The sequence below is a fragment of the Pseudocitrobacter sp. 73 genome, assembly GCF_008369545.1.
Taxonomy (GTDB): Bacteria; Pseudomonadota; Gammaproteobacteria; order Enterobacterales; family Enterobacteriaceae; genus Pseudocitrobacter; species Pseudocitrobacter vendiensis.
This window is the reverse complement of the sequence record NZ_VTZO01000022.1, coordinates 52,550-75,664: the sequence shown is the minus strand read 5'-3', so window position 1 is coordinate 75,664 and position 23,115 is coordinate 52,550. Positions and strand designations below refer to the sequence as shown.

25 protein-coding genes are annotated in these 23,115 nt (G+C 53.4%); 12 read left to right on the top strand and 13 right to left on the bottom strand.

Going from position 1 to position 23,115, the window contains the following annotated elements; translation table 11 throughout:
* The first annotated feature begins 281 nt into the window (after positions 1-281).
* The 8 genes from sapA to F0Q32_RS20865 all read left to right on the top strand — a co-directional run bounded on the left by sapA (position 282) and on the right by F0Q32_RS20865 (position 9,886).
* Positions 282-1,931: an ABC transporter substrate-binding protein SapA gene (gene sapA, locus F0Q32_RS20900; protein ID WP_149464619.1), complete on the top strand. Its 1,650-nt coding sequence runs from the start codon at positions 282-284 to the stop codon at positions 1,929-1,931.
* Complete coding sequence (gene sapB, locus F0Q32_RS20895) at positions 1,928-2,893, top strand: putrescine export ABC transporter permease SapB (RefSeq protein WP_149464618.1); 966 nt, start codon at positions 1,928-1,930, stop codon at positions 2,891-2,893. The genes sapA and sapB overlap by 4 nt, the downstream gene beginning before the upstream one ends.
* Positions 2,880-3,770: a putrescine export ABC transporter permease SapC gene (sapC, locus tag F0Q32_RS20890; RefSeq protein WP_149464617.1), complete on the top strand. Its 891-nt coding sequence runs from the start codon at positions 2,880-2,882 to the stop codon at positions 3,768-3,770. Before sapB ends, sapC begins: the two co-directional genes overlap by 14 nt.
* Positions 3,770-4,762 (top strand): putrescine export ABC transporter ATP-binding protein SapD, encoded by a 993-nt coding sequence (sapD, locus tag F0Q32_RS20885; protein WP_015964627.1) that lies wholly within the window; start codon positions 3,770-3,772, stop codon positions 4,760-4,762. The genes sapC and sapD overlap by 1 nt, the downstream gene beginning before the upstream one ends.
* A gap of 1 nt (position 4,763) precedes the next feature.
* The gene (sapF, locus tag F0Q32_RS20880; protein WP_015964628.1) at positions 4,764-5,570 is read left to right on the top strand and encodes a putrescine export ABC transporter ATP-binding protein SapF; all 807 of its coding nucleotides are present in this window, start codon (positions 4,764-4,766) and stop codon (positions 5,568-5,570) included.
* A 159-nt stretch (positions 5,571-5,729) separates the two neighbouring features.
* Positions 5,730-6,518 (top strand): enoyl-ACP reductase FabI, encoded by a 789-nt coding sequence (gene fabI, locus F0Q32_RS20875; protein ID WP_149464616.1) that lies wholly within the window; start codon positions 5,730-5,732, stop codon positions 6,516-6,518.
* Between the two features lie 194 nt (positions 6,519-6,712).
* Entirely contained in the window at positions 6,713-7,870 is a 1,158-nt protein-coding gene (locus F0Q32_RS20870; protein WP_149464615.1) for a carboxymuconolactone decarboxylase family protein, read from the top strand.
* An 81-nt stretch (positions 7,871-7,951) separates the two neighbouring features.
* Entirely contained in the window at positions 7,952-9,886 is a 1,935-nt protein-coding gene (locus F0Q32_RS20865) for an exoribonuclease II (protein ID WP_149464614.1), read from the top strand.
* On the opposite strand, the gene F0Q32_RS26230 is transcribed toward F0Q32_RS20865, so the two are convergent.
* Complete coding sequence (locus tag F0Q32_RS26230) at positions 9,883-10,044, bottom strand: hypothetical protein (RefSeq protein ID WP_188016898.1); 162 nt, start codon at positions 10,042-10,044, stop codon at positions 9,883-9,885. The two genes, F0Q32_RS20865 and F0Q32_RS26230, sit on opposite strands and share 4 nt — an antisense overlap.
* Here F0Q32_RS26230 and F0Q32_RS20860 point away from each other — a divergent pair.
* The 3 genes from F0Q32_RS20860 (at position 10,024) to osmB (ending at position 11,639) form a co-directional block, all read left to right on the top strand.
* Positions 10,024-10,206 (top strand): hypothetical protein, encoded by a 183-nt coding sequence (locus F0Q32_RS20860; RefSeq protein ID WP_113856780.1) that lies wholly within the window; start codon positions 10,024-10,026, stop codon positions 10,204-10,206. The two genes, F0Q32_RS26230 and F0Q32_RS20860, sit on opposite strands and share 21 nt — an antisense overlap.
* A gap of 64 nt (positions 10,207-10,270) precedes the next feature.
* Entirely contained in the window at positions 10,271-11,020 is a 750-nt protein-coding gene (locus tag F0Q32_RS20855; RefSeq protein WP_015964633.1) for a DNA-binding transcriptional regulator YciT, read from the top strand.
* Between the two features lie 400 nt (positions 11,021-11,420).
* Entirely contained in the window at positions 11,421-11,639 is a 219-nt protein-coding gene (gene osmB, locus F0Q32_RS20850) for an osmotically-inducible lipoprotein OsmB (RefSeq protein WP_015964634.1), read from the top strand.
* A 65-nt stretch (positions 11,640-11,704) separates the two neighbouring features.
* Here osmB and yciH read toward each other — a convergent pair whose 3' ends face one another.
* The 5 genes from yciH to pgpB all read right to left on the bottom strand — a co-directional run bounded on the left by yciH (position 11,705) and on the right by pgpB (position 15,362).
* Positions 11,705-12,031, bottom strand: a complete 327-nt coding sequence (yciH, locus tag F0Q32_RS20845; protein WP_149464613.1) for a stress response translation initiation inhibitor YciH — start codon at positions 12,029-12,031, stop codon at positions 11,705-11,707.
* Positions 12,031-12,768: an orotidine-5'-phosphate decarboxylase gene (pyrF, locus tag F0Q32_RS20840; RefSeq protein ID WP_149464612.1), complete on the bottom strand. Its 738-nt coding sequence runs from the start codon at positions 12,766-12,768 to the stop codon at positions 12,031-12,033. Before pyrF ends, yciH begins: the two co-directional genes overlap by 1 nt.
* 192 nt (positions 12,769-12,960) lie before the next feature.
* Positions 12,961-14,130, bottom strand: coding sequence for a lipopolysaccharide assembly protein LapB (lapB, locus tag F0Q32_RS20835; protein ID WP_149464611.1), 1,170 nt, complete (start codon positions 14,128-14,130; stop codon positions 12,961-12,963).
* Positions 14,131-14,136: 6 nt separating this feature from the next.
* Complete coding sequence (locus F0Q32_RS20830; RefSeq protein WP_015964638.1) at positions 14,137-14,445, bottom strand: LapA family protein; 309 nt, start codon at positions 14,443-14,445, stop codon at positions 14,137-14,139.
* Positions 14,446-14,597: 152 nt separating this feature from the next.
* Positions 14,598-15,362 carry a phosphatidylglycerophosphatase B gene (gene pgpB, locus F0Q32_RS20825; protein ID WP_149464610.1) on the bottom strand — a complete coding sequence of 255 codons (765 nt, stop codon included), beginning with the start codon at positions 15,360-15,362 and terminating at the stop codon, positions 14,598-14,600.
* 179 nt (positions 15,363-15,541) lie between these two features.
* On the opposite strand from pgpB, the gene ribA reads away from it, so the two are divergent.
* Positions 15,542-16,135, top strand: coding sequence for a GTP cyclohydrolase II (gene ribA, locus F0Q32_RS20820; RefSeq protein WP_015964640.1), 594 nt, complete (start codon positions 15,542-15,544; stop codon positions 16,133-16,135).
* 34 nt (positions 16,136-16,169) lie between these two features.
* Here ribA and F0Q32_RS20815 read toward each other — a convergent pair whose 3' ends face one another.
* The 7 genes from F0Q32_RS20815 to F0Q32_RS20795 all read right to left on the bottom strand — a co-directional run bounded on the left by F0Q32_RS20815 (position 16,170) and on the right by F0Q32_RS20795 (position 22,817).
* Positions 16,170-17,297: an ABC transporter ATP-binding protein gene (locus tag F0Q32_RS20815; protein ID WP_149464609.1), complete on the bottom strand. Its 1,128-nt coding sequence runs from the start codon at positions 17,295-17,297 to the stop codon at positions 16,170-16,172.
* A gap of 11 nt (positions 17,298-17,308) precedes the next feature.
* Complete coding sequence (locus tag F0Q32_RS20810) at positions 17,309-18,211, bottom strand: carbohydrate ABC transporter permease (RefSeq protein WP_149464608.1); 903 nt, start codon at positions 18,209-18,211, stop codon at positions 17,309-17,311.
* Positions 18,204-19,094, bottom strand: coding sequence for a carbohydrate ABC transporter permease (locus tag F0Q32_RS20805; RefSeq protein ID WP_149464607.1), 891 nt, complete (start codon positions 19,092-19,094; stop codon positions 18,204-18,206). The genes F0Q32_RS20810 and F0Q32_RS20805 overlap by 8 nt, the downstream gene beginning before the upstream one ends.
* Positions 19,095-19,406: 312 nt before the next feature.
* Positions 19,407-22,082 carry an aconitate hydratase AcnA gene (acnA, locus tag F0Q32_RS20800; protein ID WP_149464606.1) on the bottom strand — a complete coding sequence of 892 codons (2,676 nt, stop codon included), beginning with the start codon at positions 22,080-22,082 and terminating at the stop codon, positions 19,407-19,409.
* A 201-nt stretch (positions 22,083-22,283) separates the two neighbouring features.
* Complete coding sequence (ymiC, locus tag F0Q32_RS26590; RefSeq protein WP_229837649.1) at positions 22,284-22,382, bottom strand: small membrane protein YmiC; 99 nt, start codon at positions 22,380-22,382, stop codon at positions 22,284-22,286.
* A 121-nt stretch (positions 22,383-22,503) separates the two neighbouring features.
* A complete protein-coding gene (locus tag F0Q32_RS26225; protein ID WP_188016897.1) occupies positions 22,504-22,656 on the bottom strand; it encodes a hypothetical protein in 153 nt (50 codons plus the stop codon).
* Positions 22,656-22,817, bottom strand: coding sequence for a YmiA family putative membrane protein (locus F0Q32_RS20795; protein WP_083867130.1), 162 nt, complete (start codon positions 22,815-22,817; stop codon positions 22,656-22,658). The genes F0Q32_RS26225 and F0Q32_RS20795 overlap by 1 nt, the downstream gene beginning before the upstream one ends.
* Positions 22,818-23,115: the final 298 nt, after the last annotated feature.

Sequence of the window (23,115 nt, the reverse complement as noted above, 5' to 3'; positions counted from 1 at the left end):
TCGCGTCTATATCGGCGTGTTTTTACACGAATGCGTGTGGGTGGTGCTGCTTTTGTCAGGGGTGATGTCCTGGTTTAATCGACCGAGGAAACGGATAAAAAAACAGCAACTGTAACGTCAATGAATTGCATAGCCATAGGCTTTTATGTTCCGTAATATCCCCCATTGGGCGAATTCCCCCTGTAATCTGACGGCTTTTTCAGCAGTTGTTTTCAGACATTTGTACCTGAGTGCCTGAAGTGCGATACACTTTGCAGATCACTCTAAAATACAAAAGAATTATGCGCCTGAATTTGTCATCACTCATGGCGGCAGTAGGGTTAGTTTGTGGCCAGGCGATTGCCGCGCCGCCCGCTTCCCTGCCCGCCAATGCCGACATTCGCGATAGCGGCTTTGTCTACTGTGTCAGTGGGCAGGTCAACACGTTTAACCCGCAAAAAGCAGGCAGCGGTCTTATCGTCGACACGCTGGCGGCCCAGCTTTATGATCGCCTGCTGGATGTCGACCCGTATACTTATCGTCTGGTTCCGGAACTGGCGGAACGCTGGGAGGTGCTGGATAACGGCGCAACCTACCGCTTCCACCTGCGCAACGACGTGCAGTTCCAGACCACTCGCTGGTTTAAACCGTCCAGAAACCTTAATGCAGACGATGTCGTCTTCACCTTCGAACGTATTTTTGACCGTAATCACCCCTGGCATAACGTCAATGGCGGCAACTTCCCGTATTTCGACAGTTTGCAATTCGCCGATACCGTTCAGAGCGTACGTAAACTCGACAGCCACACGGTAGAATTCCGTCTTAATCGCCCGGATGCCTCCTTCTTATGGCACCTGGCGACCCACTATGCTTCCGTCATGTCGTCGGAATATGCCAATCAACTGGCGAAGCAGGATCGCGAAGAGCTACTCGATCGCCAGCCAGTAGGTACAGGGCCATTCCTGCTCGATGAGTATCGCACCGGGCAATACATTCGGTTACAACGTCACGAAAATTTCTGGCGTGGTAAGCCTTTGATGCCGCAGGTTGTTGTTGACTTAGGCTCCGGCGGAACCGGTCGCTTATCGAAATTGCTGACCGGTGAATGTGACGTACTGGCCTGGCCCGCTGCCAGTCAGTTGACCATTCTGCGTGACGACCCACGTCTGCGCCTGACGCTGCGTCCGGGGATGAACATCGCTTATCTCGCGTTTAATACTGATAAACCGCCGCTGAATAATCCGGAAATTCGCCACGCGCTGGCCCTGTCAATTAATAACCAGCGCCTGATGCAGTCGATTTATTATGGTACGGCGGAAACTGCGGCCTCAATTTTGCCTCGTGCCTCCTGGGCTTACGATAACGAGGCTAAAATTACCGAATACAATCCGGAAAAATCACGTCAGTTGCTGAAGTCGCTGGGTGCGGAAAACCTGACGCTTCAGTTATGGGTGCCGACCAGTTCCCAGGCATGGAACCCCAGCCCGCTGAAAACCGCCGAACTGATTCAGGCCGATATGGCTCAGGTTGGTGTGAAGGTAGTGATTGTGCCAGTTGAAGGCCGTTTCCAGGAGGCGCGCCTGATGGATATGAACCATGATCTGACGTTGTCCGGTTGGGCGACAGACAGTAACGATCCGGACAGTTTCTTCCGCCCGTTGTTAAGCTGCGCGGCCATATCCTCGCAAACCAATTTTGCCCACTGGTGTAACCGCGAGTTCGATGACGTGCTGCGCAAAGCGCTGGCTTCACAGCAACTGGCGTCGCGCATCGATGCCTACGATGAAGCCCAGCAGATCCTGGCGCGCGAATTGCCGGTGCTGCCGCTGGCCTCTTCACTGCGTTTACAGGCTTATCGCTATGATATTAAAGGCCTGGTGCTAAGTCCGTTCGGCAACGCTTCGTTTGCCGGCGTCTCACGTGAGAAAGAAGATGAGGTGAAAAAGCCATGATCATTTTTACCCTTCGTCGTTTACTGCTTCTGCTGGTGACGCTCATCTTTCTTGCTCTTGTCGGCTTCAGCCTGAGCTATTTCACGCCGCATGCACCTTTACAGGGTGCATCGTTCTGGAATGCGCTGGTGTTCTGGTTTAACGGCATGCTGCACTGGGATTTCGGCGTTTCGAGCATCAACGGCCAGCTGATTTCCGAACAGCTAAAAGAGGTTTTCCCGGCGACGATGGAGTTATGTATCCTCGCCTTCGGTTTTGCCCTACTGGTCGGTATTCCGGTGGGAATGGTAGCCGGTATTACGCGCAATAAATGGCAGGACAAATTAATCAGTGCGCTGGCGCTGGTCGGTTTTTCTGTGCCCGTGTTCTGGCTCGCGCTGCTGTTCACCCTCTTCTTCTCGCTGACGCTCGGCTGGCTACCGGTTTCCGGACGTTTTGATCTGCTTTATCAGGTCAAAAGCGTGACCGGATTTGCGCTGATTGACGCCTGGCTCTCTGATTCCCCCTGGCGTGAAGAGATGATTACCAGCGCGCTGCGTCATATGGTGCTGCCGGTTCTGACGCTGGCGGTGGCGCCCACAACCGAAGTGGTGCGCCTGATGCGTTTAAGCACCATGGCGGTATTCGATTCCAACTACGTGAAAGCCGCCGCTACACGCGGCGTCTCCCGGTTAACCATTTTGCGTCGTCATGTGCTGCATAATGCGCTGCCGCCGGTTATCCCGCGCTTAGGGCTGCAATTCTCCACCATGCTGACGCTGGCGATGATTACAGAAATGGTCTTTAGCTGGCCCGGACTGGGGCGCTGGATGATTAATGCCATTCGCCAGCAAGATTACGCCGCGATTTCTGCGGGCGTGATGGTGATTGGCGCGCTGGTGATTGTGGTAAACGTCATCTCTGATATTTTGGGTGCAATGGCTAACCCTCTGAAACATAAGGAATGGTATGCCTTACGATAGCGTCTACATCGAGAAGCGCCCGCCCGGTGCGCTGCGCACCGTGTGGCGTAAATTCTACGGCGACACCACCGCGATGATTGGCCTTTACGGCTGCGGCGGGCTGGTGCTGCTGTGCGTATTCGGAAGCTGGTTCGCGCCGTATGGTATCGATCAGCAGTTTCTCGGTTATCAACTGCTGCCGCCGTCGTGGTCGCGCTATGGTGAAGTCTCCTTCTTCCTTGGTACGGACGATCTCGGGCGCGATGTGCTGAGCCGCTTGCTGAGCGGTGCTGCACCGACCGTTGGCGGTGCCTTTGTGGTGACGCTGGCCGCCACGCTGTGCGGGCTGGTGCTCGGTGTTCTCGCCGGGTCAACGCGTGGCCTGCGTTCCGCTATGCTGAACCATATCCTTGATACCCTGCTCTCTATTCCGTCGCTGTTGCTGGCGATTATCGTCGTCGCCTTCGCCGGCCCGCATCTGTCGCACGCCATGTTTGCCGTCTGGCTGGCATTGTTACCGCGCATGGTGCGTTCCATTTACAGCATGGTGCACGATGAGCTTGAGCGTGATTATGTGGTGGCCGCCCGTCTGGATGGCGCATCAACGCTGAATATTTTGTGGTTCGCGATCTTACCGAATATCGCCGCGGGGCTGGTGACGGAAATCACCCGCGCGCTGTCGATGGCGATTCTGGATATTGCCGCGCTCGGTTTCCTCGACCTTGGCGCACAGCTACCGTCTCCGGAATGGGGTGCGATGCTGGGCGATGCGCTGGAGCTTATCTACGTTGCGCCATGGACGGTGATGCTGCCGGGTGCAGCGATCATGTTTAGCGTACTGCTGGTTAACCTGCTGGGCGACGGTATTCGTCGCGCCATTAACGCGGGGGTGGAATAATGCCGTTACTGGACATTCGTAATTTAACCATCGAGCTTAAAACCAACGAAGGCTGGGTGAAAGCCGTCGACCGCGTCAGTATGACGCTGGCTGAAGGCGAAATTCGTGGGCTGGTTGGCGAATCCGGCTCGGGAAAAAGCCTGATCGCGAAAGCGATTTGTGGCGTCAATAAAGATAACTGGCGTGTTACCGCAGACCGTATGCGTTTTGATGATATCGACCTGCTCCGCCTTTCCAACCGCGAGCGACGCAAGCTGGTCGGTCATAATGTGTCGATGATTTTCCAGGAGCCGCAATCCTGTCTCGACCCGTCAGAACGCATCGGTAAGCAGCTCAAGCAGAATATCCCCGGCTGGACCTACAAAGGCCGCTGGTGGCAACGTTTTGGCTGGCGTAAGCGTCGTGTCATCGAACTACTGCACCGAGTCGGAATTAAAGATCATAAAGACGCCATGCGCAGCTTCCCTTACGAGCTGACGGAAGGTGAATGCCAGAAAGTGATGATTGCCATCGCCCTGGCGAATCAGCCGCGTTTGTTGATTGCCGATGAGCCGACGAACGCCATGGAGCCGACCACACAGGCGCAGATTTTCCGCCTGCTGACGCGCCTGAACCAGAACAACAACACCACGATTCTGTTGATTTCACATGATTTGCAAATGCTCACCAAATGGGCGGATAAAATCAACGTCATGTATTGCGGGCAAACCGTGGAAACGGCGCCCAGTGAAGATCTGGTGACCATTCCCCATCATCCGTATACACAGGCATTAATTCGCGCCATCCCTGACTTTGGAAGCCCGATGCCGCATAAAAGCCGCCTGAATACCATGCCGGGCGCGATCCCCTTGCTGGAGCAGCTGCCGATCGGCTGCCGCCTCGGGCCGCGTTGCCCTTATGCACAGCGGGAATGCATAGAAACGCCGCGTTTGACCGGTGCGAAAAACCATCTTTTCGCCTGTCATTTTCCGCTGAACATGGAGAGAGAGTGACGTGGTCGAAACATTACTTGAAGTGCGCAATCTGAGTAAAACTTTCCGCTATCGTACTGGCTGGTTTCATCGTCAAACGCTTCAGGCGGTTAAACCGCTTAGCTTTACGCTACGCGAAAAACAGACGCTGGCTATTATTGGCGAAAACGGCTCGGGGAAATCGACGCTGGCGAAGATGCTGGCCGGAATGATTGAGCCCACCACCGGTGAGCTGTTGATTGACGATCATCCCCTGCACTATGGCGATTACTCGTTCCGTAGCCAACGTATTCGTATGATTTTTCAGGATCCGTCAACGTCGCTGAACCCACGTCAGCGAATCTCGCAGATTCTCGATTTCCCGCTGCGCCTGAACACGGAACTCGAAGCAGAGGATCGCCGTAAGCGGATCATTGAAACGTTGCGTATGGTTGGGCTGCTGCCGGATCACGTCAGCTATTACCCGCATATGCTGGCGCCAGGACAGAAACAGCGTCTGGGGCTGGCGCGCGCGTTGATTCTGCGCCCTAAAGTGATTGTCTGTGATGAAGCGCTGGCGTCGCTGGATATGTCGATGCGCTCACAGCTGGTAAACCTGATGCTGGAGTTGCAGGAGAAACAGGGCATTTCATATATCTATGTGACCCAGCATTTAGGCATGATGAAGCATATTAGCGACCAGGTGCTGGTGATGCACCAGGGTGAAGTGGTCGAGCGCGGCAGTACCGCCGATGTGCTGGCGTCACCGCTGCACGACCTGACTAAGCGCTTGATCGCCGGGCATTTTGGCGAGGCGCTGACGGCGGATGCGTGGCGAAAAGACAGATAATAGTCAGACGCCATTGGCAAAGTTTTCACGTCCAATCCGACAGAGATGAAGTGGTCGGATTAACTCTCCCGGCGACTCATGCTAGAATCGCCGCGATTTAACGACGGCTCGCCGTTTTCAGGCAGGTCGCCATAACAATGAATATAAGGATTAAAAGCTATGGGTTTTCTTTCCGGTAAGCGCATTCTGGTGACTGGCGTTGCCAGCAAACTGTCCATCGCATACGGTATTGCGCAAGCGATGCACCGTGAAGGGGCTGAACTGGCGTTCACCTATCAGAACGAGAAACTGAAAGGCCGCGTAGAAGAGTTTGCTGCACAACTGAACTCCAGCATCGTGCTGCCGTGTGACGTGGCTGAAGATGAAAGCATCGAATCCCTGTTCACTGAACTGGCGAAAGTATGGCCGAAATTTGACGGTTTCGTTCACTCCATCGGCTACGCGCCAGCGGACCAGTTAGATGGCGACTACGTTAACGCCGTCACCCGTGAAGGCTTCAAAATTGCGCACGACATCAGCGCATACAGCTTTGTTGCAATGGCGAAAGCCTGCCGCGGCATGCTGAACCCGGATTCAGCTCTGCTGACCCTGTCCTACCTGGGTGCAGAACGTGCTATTCCTAACTACAACGTGATGGGTCTGGCGAAAGCGTCTCTGGAAGCTAACGTTCGCTACATGGCTAACGCTATGGGTCCGGAAGGTATTCGTGTTAACGCCATCTCTGCGGGCCCGATCCGTACGCTGGCGGCTTCCGGTATCAAAGATTTCCGTAAAATGCTGGCGCACTGCGAAGCGGTTACCCCGATTCGTCGTACCGTTACCATTGAAGATGTGGGTAACTCTGCTGCATTCCTGTGCTCCAACCTCTCTGCTGGTATCTCCGGTGAAGTGGTTCACGTTGATGGCGGCTTCAGCATCGCTGCAATGAACGAACTGGAACTGAAATAAGTTCTTTACCCTTCCGCGTTGGCGGAAGGGTTTCCCCTCCCCCCGTTTTCCCTCTGTTATTCCAGTAAGTTATTAATTAGCACCGAACAATATTTTCTCCTCTCGCGCGCTTACGCCAGGATATTTATCCATAACGATCCGGTGTTGCCTCTCATTCTTGCATCGGTTCGCCACTTACCATTCAAGGAATGCCCATGGAGCAACGCCGCGCTTACGGTAAAAGCCACTGGTATCATGAGACCCAGTCCCGATCGCAACACAGTGATGTTCTGCCCCTTGTGCCTGAAGCCGCTCACGTTGAAGACCGTTTTTTATTGGGGCTACTGCTGCCGGAATCGTTACACCGCGACAGCATTCCCTGGCTTAACGTCTGTCGGGGTCTGGCAAATGAACTGTTCCCTGATGACGTCGCTGTCAGCCGCTTAAGAACTTTCAGCGCCTACGACCGCCTGAGCAGCGCGCTGACGGTCGCACAGGTCTGCGGGGTACAACGGCTCTGTAATCACTATGCCGCCCGCCTGGCGCCGCTCCCGGGCCCAGATTCGTCACGCGAAAGCAACCATCGCCTTGCCCAAATTACCCAGTACGCCCGTCAGCTTGCCAGTTCTCCTTCCGTGATAACGCCCCTGGCACGACAGCAACTCGACGATGTCGGGTTAACCCCCTATGACATTATTTTGATTAATCAGATTGTGGGTTTTGTCGGCTTTCAGGCGCGTGTAGTGGCTATTTTTCAGGCCCAACTGGGGCAACCCGTTCGCTGGATCCCCGGTATGCCAACACAGGAAGATGCCGCCGCTGAGGTGTTCGTGGCGACAGAAAGCGAATGGCTGAGCGATTTGCCCATCGTCGATGCACGTTATGCCAGCAAAGCGCAGGCACAATCACTGCTACGCTGGCAATCACAGCCGATGCTCTCTGCGTTAGCACCACTGTTAGCGCACGAGGAAACGATTCTGGATGCTCTTGGGCAGTTAATCGCTACGCTCCCCGCAAATCCACCCTTGCACGCTCTGGCGGCACTGGTCCCTGCCCGCATTAACGGCAGTGTGAGCTGCTTCAATCACTACAGCACACAGTGGCAAGGCGCCAGCGGGCTTCCCGATGCCATTCGTAATGGCGATCGCGCCGTGCAGGCGTGGTGTCATCAATATCCGCGCGAACAGGCCGTGACCCAGGCTATTGGTCTGTTGACGCGTGCGCCGGACCGTTTTAGCCCTGCGCAATTTGCGTCGCTGACGGAAAACGGAGTCAGTACGGAAGAGAGCACGGCACTGCTCGCCTGGAGCGCACTATTTGGCTGGTTAAATCGACTGCGGATCGCGCTCAGAAGCGAGCGGCAACCTGCGTAAAAGGATGAAAGAGCGCTTGCCGCAACAGTGAGAATCGCGTAAAACTGTCAGCCGCTCTTTTGGCCAAGAAAATACATCATTATGCTTCAGGATAACCCGCTGCTCGCGCAGCTAAAACAGCAACTTCACTCCCAGACGCCGCGTGCGGAAGGGGTTGTCAAAGGCACGGAAAAAGGTTTCGGTTTCCTCGAGGTCGATGCGCAGAAAAGCTACTTTATTCCGCCGCCGCAGATGAAAAAAGTGATGCACGGCGATCGCATTATCGCTGTGATCCATTCTGAAAAAGAGAAAGAGAGCGCCGAACCGGAAGAACTGGTCGAGCCGTTCCTGAGCCGCTTTGTCGGGCGCGTGCACCGCAAAGATGACCGTCTCTCTATTGTTCCCGATCATCCGTTGATCAAAGATTCCATTCCGTGTCGCGCTGAGCGCGGCGTGGATCACGATTTTAAAGAAGGCGACTGGGCTGTTGCGGAAATGCGCCGCCACCCGCTGAAAGGCGATCGCACCTTCTACGCAGAACTGACCCAGTTCATCACCTTCGGCGACGATCATTTCGTACCGTGGTGGGTTACCCTCGCCCGTCATAATCTGGAAAAAGAAGCGCCGGATGGCGTGGCAACAGAGATGCAGGATGAAGGACTGGAACGTCGCGATCTTACCGCCCTCGACTTTGTCACCATCGATAGCGCCAGCACCGAAGATATGGATGATGCGCTGTATGTGGAAGAAGCCGCCGACGGCAAGCTGAATTTAACCGTGGCGATTGCCGACCCAACCGCATGGATCGTCGCAGGCAGCAAGCTTGATAACATCGCCAAAGTGCGCGCGTTTACCAACTATCTGCCGGGCTTTAACATCCCGATGCTGCCGCGTGAACTTTCTGACGACCTCTGCTCGCTGCGTGCCAATGTAGTGCGCCCGGTGCTGGCCTGTCGCATGACGCTGGCCGCCGATGGCACCATCGAAGACAACATCGAATTCTTCGCGGCAACTATTGAATCGAAAGCCAAACTGGCCTACGACGATGTGTCCAACTGGCTGGAGAAAACTGGCGACTGGAAACCGGACAGCGAGACTATCGCACGTCAAATCACGCTTCTGGAACGTGTGTGTCAGTTGCGCAGCGAATGGCGTAAAACCCACGCGCTGGTGTTTAAAGACCGCCCGGACTACCGCTTTGTGCTGGGTGAAAAAGGCGAAGTGCTGGATATCGTGGCTGAACCACGCCGCATTGCTAACCGTATCGTTGAAGAGTCAATGATTGCGGCTAACATCTGCGCGGCTCGCGTGCTGCGCGACAAGCTCGGTTTCGGTATTTATAACGTGCATACCGGTTTTGATCCGGCGAATACGGAAGCGCTGGCGGCGTTGCTGAAAACGCACGACGTCCATGTGGACCCAGAAGAAGTTCTGACCCTGAATGGATTCTGTAAGCTGCGTCGTGAGCTGGATGCCCAGCCGTCAGGTTTCCTGGACAGCCGCATCCGCCGCTTCCAGTCGTTCGCTGAAATCAGTATCGATCCAGGCCCACATTTCGGCCTGGGGCTTGAAGCCTACGCAACCTGGACTTCACCAATTCGTAAATATGGCGATATGATCAACCATCGTCTGCTGAAAGCAATCATCAAAGGCGAAAGCGCTCAGCGTCCGCAGGATGATGTTACGGTACAAATGGCAGAGCGCCGTCGCCTGAACCGCATGGCGGAACGTGATGTCGCTGATTGGTTGTACGCGCGCTATCTGCACCCGCAGGCGGGCAAAGAAACGCGCTTCGCGGCAGAAATTATCGATATCAGCCGTGGCGGTATGCGCGTGCGTCTGGTCGACAATGGCGCCGTGGCCTTTATTCCGGCGCCTTTCCTGCACGCCGTGCGTGATGAAATGGTTTGCAGCCAGGAAAACGGCACCGTACAGATCAAAGGCGAAGTCGCCTATAAAGTGACTGACGTTATCGATGTGACCATCGCCGAAGTGCGCATGGAAACCCGCAGCGTCATCGCCCGTCCGGCGGTTTAAGCCCGATAAAACAGCGGCTTCGTTAAACGAAGCCGCTTTTCACTTAATGTTGTATCGTCTGCCATTTTTTTCTCTTCTCTTTTGCCGCTATTTTTAGCATCATTGATTTCATTCAAATTTCTAAACAGGGTTACACCATGTCCAATCTTGATGCGCATCAGGTTGCTCAACGTATTGATACCGTTCTCGATATCCTGGTGGCAGGTGATTACCACTCTGCAATCAATAACCTGGAAATTCTTAAAGCTGAACTGCTGGCACAAATTGCCGATCAACAAGCTACGCAAACAGGTCAGCCTAAATCCCCGTGGGAAATCTGACACCGCTCACCTCGCGAAAATGCGCCTGCGCGTTTTCGCCCCGACTTTTGATACGTAATTAACTATGAATGCCCGACAACAATCCATCCTACAGATGGTTATCGATAAAGGCCGCATGAGCGTCGCCGATCTGGCTAAAATGACCGGCGTCTCCGAGGTCACCATCCGTCAGGATTTGAACCTGCTCGAGAAAGAGAGCTATCTGCGCCGTACCCACGGCTTTGCGGTTCCACTGGACAGCGAAGACGTAGAAACCCGCATGATGAATAATTTTGCGCTTAAGCGCGAGCTGGCAAGCTTTGCTGCATCACTGGTGCTTCCGGGCGAAACGGTGTTCATCGAAAACGGCAGCAGTAATGCCCTGCTGGCGCGTACGCTTGCCGAGCAACCGGATATCACGATTATCACCGTCAGCAGCTATATCGCTCACCTGCTTAAAGAGATGCCGGCAGAAGTTATCCTGCTTGGCGGTATCTACCAGAAGAAAAGCGAAAGCATGGTTGGCCCACTGACTCGCCAGTACATCCAGCAGGTCCATTTCAGCAAGGCGTTTATTGGTATCGACGGCTGGCAGGCTGCAACGGGCTTTACGGGCCGCGACATGATGCGTGCTGATGTGGTGAATGCAGTGCTGGAAAAAGAGTGTGAAGCGATTGCGTTGAGTGACAGCAGCAAGTTTGGCGTCACTCACGCGTACCCGCTGGGGCCGATGACGAAGTTTAGCCGGGTGATCACCGATGACGGGCTGGCGGCAGAGCAGCAGGCTCAACTGGAGCGATCCGGGCTGAAGGTGGATATTGTTAAGCGGCCATAGGCAATTGTGCGTCCCCCTCACCCCGGCCCTCTCCCACAGGGAGAGGGAGAAAAACGCACGAATATTTAAATAGTGCTCGGTCGGTTCCCTCTCCCTGTGAGAGAGGGTTAGGGTGAGGGGCCTTTCCCCTCGCAAAACATCCATTCCTCGTATTGTTTTCTTTATTCCGCTATGAGATTTTTCCTAAGGCTCAATTAGGACTTTTTACCTGTCTAATATACGATAAGAAAGTAGAATTAATGTTAGCGATATAACAGGAAGTAACTATCACTTGCGTGACTAAGTAACAGTTCTACAACCTGCGCAACATGCTTCACGACATAAGCCGTTTTTATCTCTGGCCCGCGGCTAAAATTAAAAAAGGCTTTTTCCGTGAATCGAATATTCAGGAGAAAATACGATGACTTCAATGAACAAAAAAATCACTGCAGCGGTAATTGCTGCCACTTTAGTAATGTCACTGAGCGCATGTTCAAACTGGTCCAAACGCGACCGTAACACAGCTATTGGCGCTGGCGCTGGCGCGCTGGGCGGTGCAGTATTAACTGACGGCAGCACCCTGGGTACCCTGGGCGGCGCGGCAGTCGGCGGGATTATCGGCCACCAGGTGGGCAAATAATTAATCGTCCGTATATTTAAAATAAGAATTCAGGGCCCCGATTTTTATCGGGGCCCTTTTGTTTCTTAACCACCCGCCAGTTTTACTTTCAGCCCTTTAGCTTCGAGTAATGTTTTGAGCAGGTCGCGCTTATCGCCCTGAATTTCAATCACGCCATCTTTCACTGAGCCGCCGCAGCCACATTTCTTTTTCAGCTCTGCAGCCAGTTTTGCCAGTGATTCATCATCCTGATCGATGCCCGTAATCAGGCACACGCCCTTGCCTTTCCGCCCGCTGGTCTGGCGCTGAATACGCACAATGCCATCACCTTTTGGGCGTTCCACAACGACCTTTGGTTCGTCGATACAACCGCTGTCGGTGGAGTACACCAGACGGCTATTGGAGTCGCTCATTACGCCTCCTTTTGCAGCGAGGCATTAATGGTGCGCAATGTCATCGCCGGGTCCGCTGATTGAGTTACCGGACGGCCTATGACCATGTAGTCTACGCCTGCCGCTTGTGCCTGTTCAGGCGTCATGATACGGCGCTGGTCACCCGCTTCACTGCCCACGGGGCGAATGCCTGGCGTCACCAGTTTAAAGGCCTGTCCCAGCTCCTGCTTGAAGCGCACCGCTTCTTGCGCGGAGCACACCACGCCATCGAGGCCGCAATCACATGTCAGTTTAGCCAGTTTGGCGGCATAATCCGCAGGTGACAACGTCACGCCAAGATCCAGCAGATCACTGGCTTCCATACTGGTCAGCACGGTGACCGCAATCAGCAGCGGCACATCTTTTCCGAATGGCAGTAACGCTTCGCGCGCCGCCGTCATCATGCGCGCCCCACCCGATGCATGTACGTTCACCATCCACACGCCCAGCTCTGCCGCTGCCGCAACGGCATGGGCTGTGGTATTCGGGATATCGTGGAATTTCAGGTCCAGGAAGATATCAAAGCCACGATGCTGTAAATCACGCACGAACTGCGGGCCAAACAGCGTGAACATCTCTTTTCCGACTTTCAGACGGCAGTCGCGCGGGTCGATACGATCGACAAAAGCGAGCGCTTTATCGCGGTTATCGTAATCGAGAGCAACAACGACAGGAGAGGATGTGACAATACGGGAAGAAGATGAAGCAGTAGACGTCATGACCAGACCTTCTTGTTGATGGGCGCCCGGCTATTCAGGCGCAGAAAAGGTAAACGGCGAGCATTCTACCTGCGAGTGGGGCAAATTGACAGGCGCGATTCGCCCTGCTGAGCCTGACACGCTCGATGCTGAATGTGCGAGGGGTAAAAAATGAAAAGTATGTTGTAACTAAAGCGAGTGTTTTTTTAAATATTACTGCCCGTCGAGGCCGCGAATCGGCTTAACGGTGGACCACGCGCGGCAAGATGGACAGTGCCAGTAAAGCGTATAGGCAGTAAAGCCACACTTCTGGCAGCGATAGCGCGGTTTACTGCGGATCTGCTCGCCAACCATGTCTCGCAGCACCATCAGGCTCTCTTTCGCGCGCCCTTCTTCTGCTTCATTGAGGTGATAATCCATCAATTTATGGAAGACGCGCATCGTAGGATGCCGCTGTAACTGTCGTGTCACGTAGGTTTGCGCGACCTCACCGCCCTCACGCTGATCGAGCACCTGCGCCAGCATCAGTTCTGCCGCAGCACCGGTATTTTCCTCTACGCAGCGTTGCAGGAAAGATTCCCACTCATCGATTTTACCCAGTTGTTGATAGCAGGTTTGCAGCATTTCCAGTGTTTCGCTGACCAGTTCTTTGTCCTGATCGATGACGCGCAGCAGGCTTTCACGCGCTTTCGCGTAATCGCCCTTCGCCATCCAGACGCGGCCCATCATGATAGAGACGCGCGCGCTGGATGGATCGGCAGACGCGCCCTTCTTCAGCAGCGTCATTGCTTTATCCATATCATCGTTGCCCATCTGTTGCAGGGCCAGTTCGCACCAGAAATGGGCGATTTCGCCGCGATGCTTCTCTTTACCGAGTTTCACCAGGCGTTCGGCCACGTCGATAGCCTTTTGCCAGTCGCTGGTCAGTTGCGCGATTTGTAACAGCTGTTGCAGCGCGCTGATACGAAAATCTGTTTCATCCACCAGTTGACTGAACATGTCCTCTGCGCGGTCATAGAGCCCGGCGGCCATGTAGTCACGCCCCAGTTGTTGTACCGCCAGCAGACGCTGATCGTAGGTCAGCGAGGCGCTTTCCATTAAGGTTTGGTGAATACGGATGGCGCGGTCAACCTCGCCGCGTGAACGGAACAGGTTGCCCAGCGTAAGGTGGGCTTCCACGGTGCCGGTATCCTCTTTTAACATGTCGAGGAACAGGTCAACCGCTTTGTCTTGCTGGTTACTTAAGAGAAAGTTAACCCCTGCCACATAATCACGTGACAAACGGCTTGCTTCGTCCTGTTTGGACTGTTGTGCACTTCTGCGCCCCATATACCAACCATAGGCTGCCGCAACGGGTAAGAGCAGAAACAACAACTCCAGCATAAATCGTTATTCCTTCGTTACTGGCACGGTCGGGTTTACGGACGGCACACTCTCAGGCGCAATCTGATTTTCCAGACGTTTAATTTTACGCTCTGCACGCAGCAGAGAAACACGCACACGCAGCCAGAACAGGCCACAAACCAACCAGCCAATCGCAAAACCTACGGCAAACAATACCGCCAGTAATGTTGAGATTCTGAACTCGCCCTGCGCCAGTAAATAGTTAAAGGTCACGAGCTGATCGTTCTGTGCGCCCAGCGTCACTGAAATGACAAAGACCGCTAACACCAATAAGAAAATGAGAAAATATTTCACACGACTTCCCGTTATGTGGTTTCAGCTGATAAATCCCGTTCGATCTATCGCATCAAGCCTTATAAAGTACCATTTTCGCCGCGTAGACGAAATGGAAAAGCACGCGGCCAGTTCAGGATTTGAGGGTTAAAGGGGGGAAAATCAACCCTCACTCACTTTTCCTGCTCGCGTTTCCTGATTTCCTGCGCTTCTTCACCCGGTGGTGACAGTGGGCCGCATATCTTTTGTGCAAGCCAGGTCGCCACGGTAACCAGCAGCCAGGACATCAACGTTGCCGCCACTAAATCGCGTGGCCAGTGCATGCCTAACAGCAGGCGACTGCCCATAACCGCCGTTGCCCATACCAGCAAAATCGCGATGGTGAACGTGCGTCGACGGGGCCACAGCAAGCCAACCGCCAGCAGCGCCCAACTGGCCGCAAACATGGTATGCCCGGACGGAAACGCAAACCCAGTCTCTTTTTGCCAGTGCTTACGCAAGAACGAAGGGATATCCTGTTGTTGTGCAAGCTGTTCTTTGACCAGCACGCCGCGATCCTTACGTTTTAAAGTGTAGAACTCATCAACGGGAATATGGTGCGTTTTTTCCAGCCAGATAACAAAAGGCCGCGGTTCCTGAGCCACACTTTTTACCCAGGATTTTGCCCCCTGCCCGATCATTATCGCCCCGGCAAGAATCGCAAAGAGCATGATAGCCGGGCGCAGACGAAAGCGCAGACACCATAAAAACCAGCCAAATAGCACCACGTGGGTAATGATTCCCCACGGTTGAGTGACCGTTTCCGTGACCCAATACAGCGCTTTCAGCCACATTTCTGAATGTCCAGGCTGCCAGGTCCAGCCGGAGATCCAGACTGCGAGCGGCATCGCTAACAATGCGGCGGCCCCCACGGCAGTTCGTCTGGCAATTGTTAGCATAACGGCTCCTTTGTCTCTGAATCCTCAATAATAACCGAATAATAACATAAGGGCGAAACTGTCAAAATTGTGCGCTTTAACAGCAGTCACTTGCGCACTATTAGGTGAACCAAAGCACGTTGTGGCAAAATACAAAAAACAGAAAGCGCTAATCGCGCTGACATAATCTGGAGAATCACATGCAGCTTAAACGTGTGGCAGAAGCCAAACTGCCAACCCCCTGGGGCGATTTCCTGATGGTGGGCTTTGAAGAACTGGCAACCGGGCAGGATCACGTCGCCCTGGTTTTTGGTGACATTTCCGGGCAAACCCCGGTACTGGCACGCGTTCACTCCGAATGTCTGACGGGCGATGCGCTCTTTAGCCTGCGCTGTGATTGCGGTTTCCAGCTTGAAGCGGCCCTCACGCACATCGCGGAAGAAGGCCGTGGCATTCTGCTTTATCATCGTCAGGAAGGTCGTAATATCGGCCTGTTGAATAAAATTCGCGCCTATGCGTTGCAGGATCAGGGCTACGATACCGTTGAAGCCAACCACCAGCTCGGCTTTGCCGCCGATGAGCGCGACTTCACCTTGTGTGCTGATATGTTCAAGCTGCTGGGCGTGGACGAGGTGCGTCTGCTGACCAATAACCCGAAAAAGGTTGAGATCCTGACCGAAGCGGGTATCAACATCGTAGAGCGCGTCCCGCTGATTGTGGGACGCAACCCGAAAAACGCCTACTATCTCGATACCAAGGCGGCCAAGATGGGCCACCTGTTGAAAGAAGAGTAAACATAAAGCCCGCCAGCGAACCTGGCGGGCTTTTTTACAGCGAAATATTTTCCTGCGTTTCCCCGTCAAAAATGTGGCATTTGTCCATCTCAAAACGGAACCACACCTGCTGCTGTAATCCATTGTCGATAATCGGTTTCGCCTGATCGGATGAGATCCGCGCCGTCAATTCAACATCACCGACCTGTAAATACAGAAAATATTCATGCCCCATGTTTTCTATACGGATTAACTTCCCTCGCCCGCAGCTCGCGCCGAACGACGTCGTGGAAACATCAACATATTCAGGGCGAATACCAAAGTGCACGTCTTTATCAACGTAGTGCGCCACTTTATCCTGCTGACTCGCGTTCAGGGCCAGTAAATCTTCGCCGACGGTGATATGGAGGCCGTCATCGCGACGTACAATTTTTGCCGGTTTAATGTTCATTTCAGGCGCGCCAATAAAGCCCGCGACAAACATGTTTTTCGGTTTATGGTACAGGTTATCTGGCGTATCGACCTGCATGATGTGGCCCAACTTCATCACGCAAATACGGTCGCCCATGGTCATCGCTTCGGTTTGATCGTGGGTCACGTATACGGTGGTCGCCGGCTTGCCCGATTTCTTGAGCTGCTTATGCAGATCCGAAATACGAATACGCATGGATGCGCGCAGCTTGGCATCAAGGTTCGAGAGCGGCTCATCAAATAAAAATACATCCGGCTTTTTGACGATTGCGCGCCCTACCGCCACGCGCTGAGCCTGACCACCGGAAAGCTGACGCGGTAAGCGATCCAGCAGTTCTTCCAGTTCCAGAAGTTTGGCAGCGTCTTCAACCTGTTGATTGATTTGTTCTTTCGGCAGTTTGCTCAGTTTCAAACCAAATGCCAGATTTTCCCGCACGGTCATGTGCGGATAAAGCGCGTAGTTCTGGAACACCATCGCAATGCCGCGCGCTTTTGGCGGCAGGTTGTTCACCACTTTTTCGCCGATTCGAATTTCACCGCCGCTGATGGTTTCCAGCCCGGCGAGCATACGCAGGGTCGTGGATTTCGCACAGCCGGAGGGGCCAACAATCACCATAAATTCGCCATCGGCAATGTTCAGGTCGATACCATGTACCGCTTTGAAGCCGTTGGAGTACACCTTTTCCAGTTTATTAAAAATCACTTCAGCCATGATATTCCCTCTTAGCCTTTAATTCCGCTGCTGGATACGCCCTGGACGAAGTAACGCTGCGCCAGGAAGAACACAATGATAGATGGCAGAATGGAGATGCTCGCCATTGCCAGAATTTCGTTCCACGGCGCCCCCTCCGTGACGTCGATAGACATTTTCAGCGCCAGCGCAATCGGATATTTATCCACGCTGTAGACGTAAATCAGCGGGCCGATAAAGTCGTTCATCGACCACATAAACTGGAACAGCGCAACAGAGATAATCGCCGGTTTAAGAATCGGCACCAGTACATACCACAGCACTTGCCAGGAGTTACAGCCATCGATTTGCGCGGCCTCTTCCATGTCGCGCGGCACGCCGCGCAAGAACTGCACCAGCATAAAGACGAAGAACCCTTGCGTGGCAAACGCTGTTGGCAGGTAAAGCGGCAGATAGCTGTTCAGCATACCCATTTCGCGGAACATCAGATATTGCGGGATCAGCAACACGGTACTCGGCAGCAGCATGGTGGCGATAAGCGTGGCAAACCAGAATTTCTTCCACGGGATTTCAAAGCGGGCAAAACCGTAAGCCACAATGGTGGAGGAGATAATAGTCAGAATCACTTTTGGGATCACATACTTAAATGTATTGAGCATGTAGTGGCCGAAGTGATATTCCGTGCCGGTTTTCCAGCCGTTGATAAACCCGTCCCAGGTAGCGTGGGTCGGCCAGAGATTCAGGGTGGTGAATATCTCGCTATTCGGCTTGAACGCGGCGGAGAACATCCACGCCAGCGGATAGAGCATCAACAAACCAACCAGCAGTAAAATCACATAGCGAATATTACGGCTGATTTTTTCGCGACGCAGCGTGCGGGCCACCTCGTTTGCCGCATCCGTTGCGGTTGCCGTCATGATATGTTGATCACTCATTTTTACCTCCCTTGTCGGCTGAGTAGAAGACCCAATATTTCGATGACTTAAAGGCCAATAACGCGAAGATGGCCACCACCAGGAACAGCACCCATGCCAGCGCAGCACCGTATCCCATGTCGAAATACTTGAAGGCGGTATCGTAGATGTAGAGTGAGAACAGGTAGGTATAGTAGGTTGGGCCGCCGCCGGTGATAACAAACGGCGCAGTAAACTCCTGGAATGCGCCGCTGGTTTGCATAATGAAGTTGAAGAAAATGACCGGCGTAATCAGCGGTACGGTAATTTTCAGGAACATTTGCCACTTGGTGGCGCCATCGATCATCGCCGCTTCGTACTGCGACTGCGGCACGTTTTGCAGTGCGGCCAGGAAGATAACCATTGAGGAACCAAACTGCCATACACTGAGCAGCGTTACGGAAAACAGCGCCAGCGGCGGCTCACCCAGCCAGTTGATGGGATCCAGACCGAATACGCCGGTAAAGCTATTCAACAGGCCGTCGATAGCAAACAGCGCGCGCCACAGTACCGCAATGGCGACAGAGCTACCGAGAATGGAGGGAATGTAGTACGCCGTGCGGAAAAAACCGATACCGCGCAGTTTGAAATTCAGCACGAAGGCGATGAACAGCGAAAACATCAGCTTCAACGGGATAGTAACGAATACGTACACAAACGTGACCGCAAGGGATTTCCAGAACAGCGGATCCTCTGAGACCATGTAACGGTAGTTTTCAATGCCGTTAAACTCAGGCGGGCTCATCAAATCATATTGGGTAAAACTCAACAGAAAAGAAGAGACAAAGGGAAAGGCGGTAAACACTAACAATCCAATAATATAGGGCGAGATCCATGCCAACCCTAACCACTTATTTTCATTCATGACAGCCTCGGGGTAAATAAATAATGCCGTATCATCCCGTAAAACTCATAACGACATCGCGATCAATATCACAGTAGAAATAATTCAATACTTTCAACATGTGATCGCTATCAAAGCCTTGTGGCATCTGGATTTAGATATAATTACCATGAATGATTTAAATAAACACCCTCCATCACATAACCAGTATAAAATACACGCTAATAAAACTAATAAATCCATTATTTATTTTAACGTAATTGCTAATAATATTAGCAATATGTATAAAAAAACCCGACTGCTTTCGCGAGTCGGGCCTGGCATTAAACAGAATCAATCCAGCATATTACGAATCACGTAATGCAGGATGCCATCGTTTTGGTAGTACGTCAGTTCTGTCTGCGTATCGATACGGCAACGGCAAGCCAGCGTTTCCGTAGTACCGTCGGCGCGCGTCACGGTAACCGGTATCGTGGCACCCGGTTTAAGCTGCTGTAAATCAGGAATATCCAGCTGCTCTTCCCCGGTCAACGCCAGCGACTGCCGCGTTTCACCCTGCGGGAATTCCAGTGGCAGAATCCCCATACCGATCAGGTTGGAACGGTGAATACGCTCAAAAGATTCCGCAATCACCACCCGCACGCCCAGCAGACGCGGCCCCTTCGCCGCCCAGTCGCGGCTGGAACCGGAGCCATACTCTTTCCCGGCAATCACCGCCAGGGGGGTGCCCTGCTTCTGATACGCCATCGCCGCGTCATAAATCGACATTACTTCTGAACCCGGCAACAATCGCGTCATCCCCCCTTCTACCCCTGGCACCATTTCGTTGCGGATGCGAATGTTGGCAAAGGTACCGCGCATCATCACTTCGTGGTTACCGCGACGGGAACCATACGAGTTGAAGTCGCGACGTTCCACCCCGCGCGCCTGCAGGAAGCGGCCCGCCGGGCTGTCCGGTTTAATGCTGCCTGCTGGTGAAATATGGTCGGTGGTGACGGAATCACCCAGCATCGCCAGAATACGCGCCCCATGGATATCCTCTACCGGCTTCGGCTGGGCTTCCATATCGTCAAAGAACGGCGACAGGCGAATATAGGTAGAGTCATCCTGCCAGTTGTAGGTATCCGATTCCGCGACGGTGATGGCTTTCCATTCCGGTGTGCCTTCGAAGACTTCCGCATACTCTTTGCGGAACATCTCGGTGGAAACCTGCTGCACGGCTTTGGCGATCTCCTGGCTGCTCGGCCAGATATCTTTCAGGTAAACCGGGTCGCCTTTTTGATCGTGACCGAGCGGGTCGCTTGCCAGGTTGACGTTCATGTTTCCGGCCAGCGCATAGGCAACCACCAGCGGCGGTGAGGCCAGCCAGTTGGTTTTCACCAGCGGATGGATACGCCCTTCGAAGTTACGGTTACCGGAAAGCACGGCCCCAACGGTCAGGTCGCCCTTCTTAATCGCCGTTTCGATGGGCTCTGGCAGTGGACCGGAGTTACCGATACAGGTGGTACAGCCATAGCCCACAAGGTTAAAGCCAAGTTTATCCAGGTATGGCGTGAGACGTGCGTGGGCGAGATAATCAGAAACCACCTTCGACCCCGGCGCCAGCGAGGCTTTCACCCACGGTTTCGGCTTCAGGCCCAGCTCAGCGGCTTTTTTCGCCAGCAGGCCCGCTGCCATCAGAACGCTCGGGTTGGACGTATTGGTACAGGAGGTAATGGCGGCAATCACCACCGCGCCGTCCGGTAGCGGTACGGTTTCACCTTTAAGCGTGTATTCTACCGGCTGCTTATCTTTCTGCGCGGTGTTCACTTCCAGCTCTGTCGCGGCGGCAAAGGCTTTAGGTACATCGCCCAAAGCGACGCGATCCTGCGGGCGTTTCGGTCCGGCAAGACTCGCTTCGACCGTGCCCATGTCCAGTTCGAGACTGCTGGTGAAAATCGGCTCATCACCGGTGTTACGCCACATACCCTGCGCTTTAGCATAGGCTTCAACCAGTGCGACCTGCTCGTCGCTGCGTCCGCTCAGGCGCATGTAATCGAGCGTAACGCCATCAATCGGGAAGAAGCCGCAGGTTGCGCCATATTCCGGCGACATGTTAGCGATAGTGGCGCGGTCCGCCAGCGGCAAAGAGTCCAGACCATCGCCATAGAATTCAACAAATTTCCCCACCACGCCGTGTTTACGCAGCATTTGGGTGACGGTCAGCACCAGGTCGGTGGCGGTAATACCTTCACTGAGTTTGCCGGTTAGCTTGAAGCCCACCACATCCGGAATCAACATAGAAACCGGTTGGCCGAGCATCGCGGCTTCTGCTTCAATTCCCCCGACGCCCCAGCCCAGCACGCCAAGGCCATTGATCATCGTGGTGTGTGAATCGGTGCCGACCAGCGTGTCCGGGTAAGCAACCCATTCATCGTTTTGTAATTCGCTCCAGACCGCTTTACCCAGATACTCAAGGTTAACCTGATGGCAGATCCCTGTACCCGGCGGCACAACGCTAAATCGGCTGAACGCCTGCTGGCCCCAGCGCAGGAACACATAGCGTTCATGGTTGCGCTCCATCTCCAGGCGCACGTTTTCTGCGAAAGCATCATCGTCGCCGAAATGATCCACGGTAACCGAGTGGTCAATGACCAGGTCGACCGGCGAAAGCGGATTAACCTTCGCGGTGTCGCCGCCCAGACGCTTCACCGCTTCGCGCATGGCAGCCAAATCCACGACCGCCGGTACGCCGGTGAAATCCTGCATCAAGACCCTCGCCGGGCGGTAGGCAATCTCCCGGTCAACATGGGCAGTTTTCACCCACCCGGCCAGGGCTTTAATATCCTCTTCCGTAACAGAATCCCCATCCTGCCAGCGCAACAGGTTTTCCAGCAGGACTTTGAGGGATTTGGGTAGACGGGAAATGTCACCCAGCGTGTTGGCTGCCAGCGGTAAGCTGTAGTAGTGATAGGTTTTATCTTGCGTGTGCAGCGCGTCCTTACTGGCTTCTCGTAGTGTTGACGACATAGCTCCTCCTTTATGTGTAACGGGACTTGCAATCCCCTGACACTCCTCAGGGTACGCATTAAAGATAACACAAAGATGTCGTAACGTTTTGATAACAACTCTAATTGATAAAATTGTTGAGACTATTCTGTGAAATTAAAACGCCCGGCGCAGAGGTCAGGCGTGAGAAGGAAGGAAGACGGAGATTATTGCGCCGCAAATTTACCGGCACAGCAGCCAGATAATCTGCCCCCAAAACAGAAGTGAAGCCGACAGCGCGCCCATCCATGACCAGTATTTCAAATTGTGATGCGTATTCATTTTGCTTACACCTTTTTATGCATGAGTGCATTCAGCCGACATTGTGTCGACAGACCGTTGCTGTGGTGTATTTAAAAGTCAGTGCGAATGCGGAAGGTATGTTGGGCGAGCCACCCTGCTATTATTTTTTTTTGCGCTCACCAGGATTAAACGACTCAATAAATTCACGTTGTTCGGGGGTCAATTCCCATGATTCAGGAATTTTGACCTTATCCTGTTTCTCCGGCTGCGGCTTGGGCTGTGTTGGCCGGGGACGACTGGAGATAAACATCATCAGCCCCAGTACTTCCAGACAAGCAGTGCTACAACCACCCAAAACAGCGCAGACCCCAGAAACACCGACGCCCAGGCTTTACGCTTCACGTGCGGATCGCGCTGTGGACCTTTGGTTCCTGACGGCATCGACAACCTCTTACAATCGATATTACTTATCATTTTGGCACCAAACAATCGGTACGATTAATCATCACTGAGACAAATCCTAAATAAAATCTAGTCAAAAATCCAGTGCTTTCGCCAGCCAGGCGGACGCATTTATTTAATCTTTTGACCAAAAATAAATAATTGAACTGTAAAATTTGCCTTAAGGGGAAATCGTTTCTACTTTTATGCCCTCACTGGCAATACATTAGCCAAACTAATGAAAAATATAAGGACATATCGAGAGCAGAATGATTTAGAGGATGAGAATGAGGAGAGGTATTATTACGATTCAAACGGTATCTCCCGACAG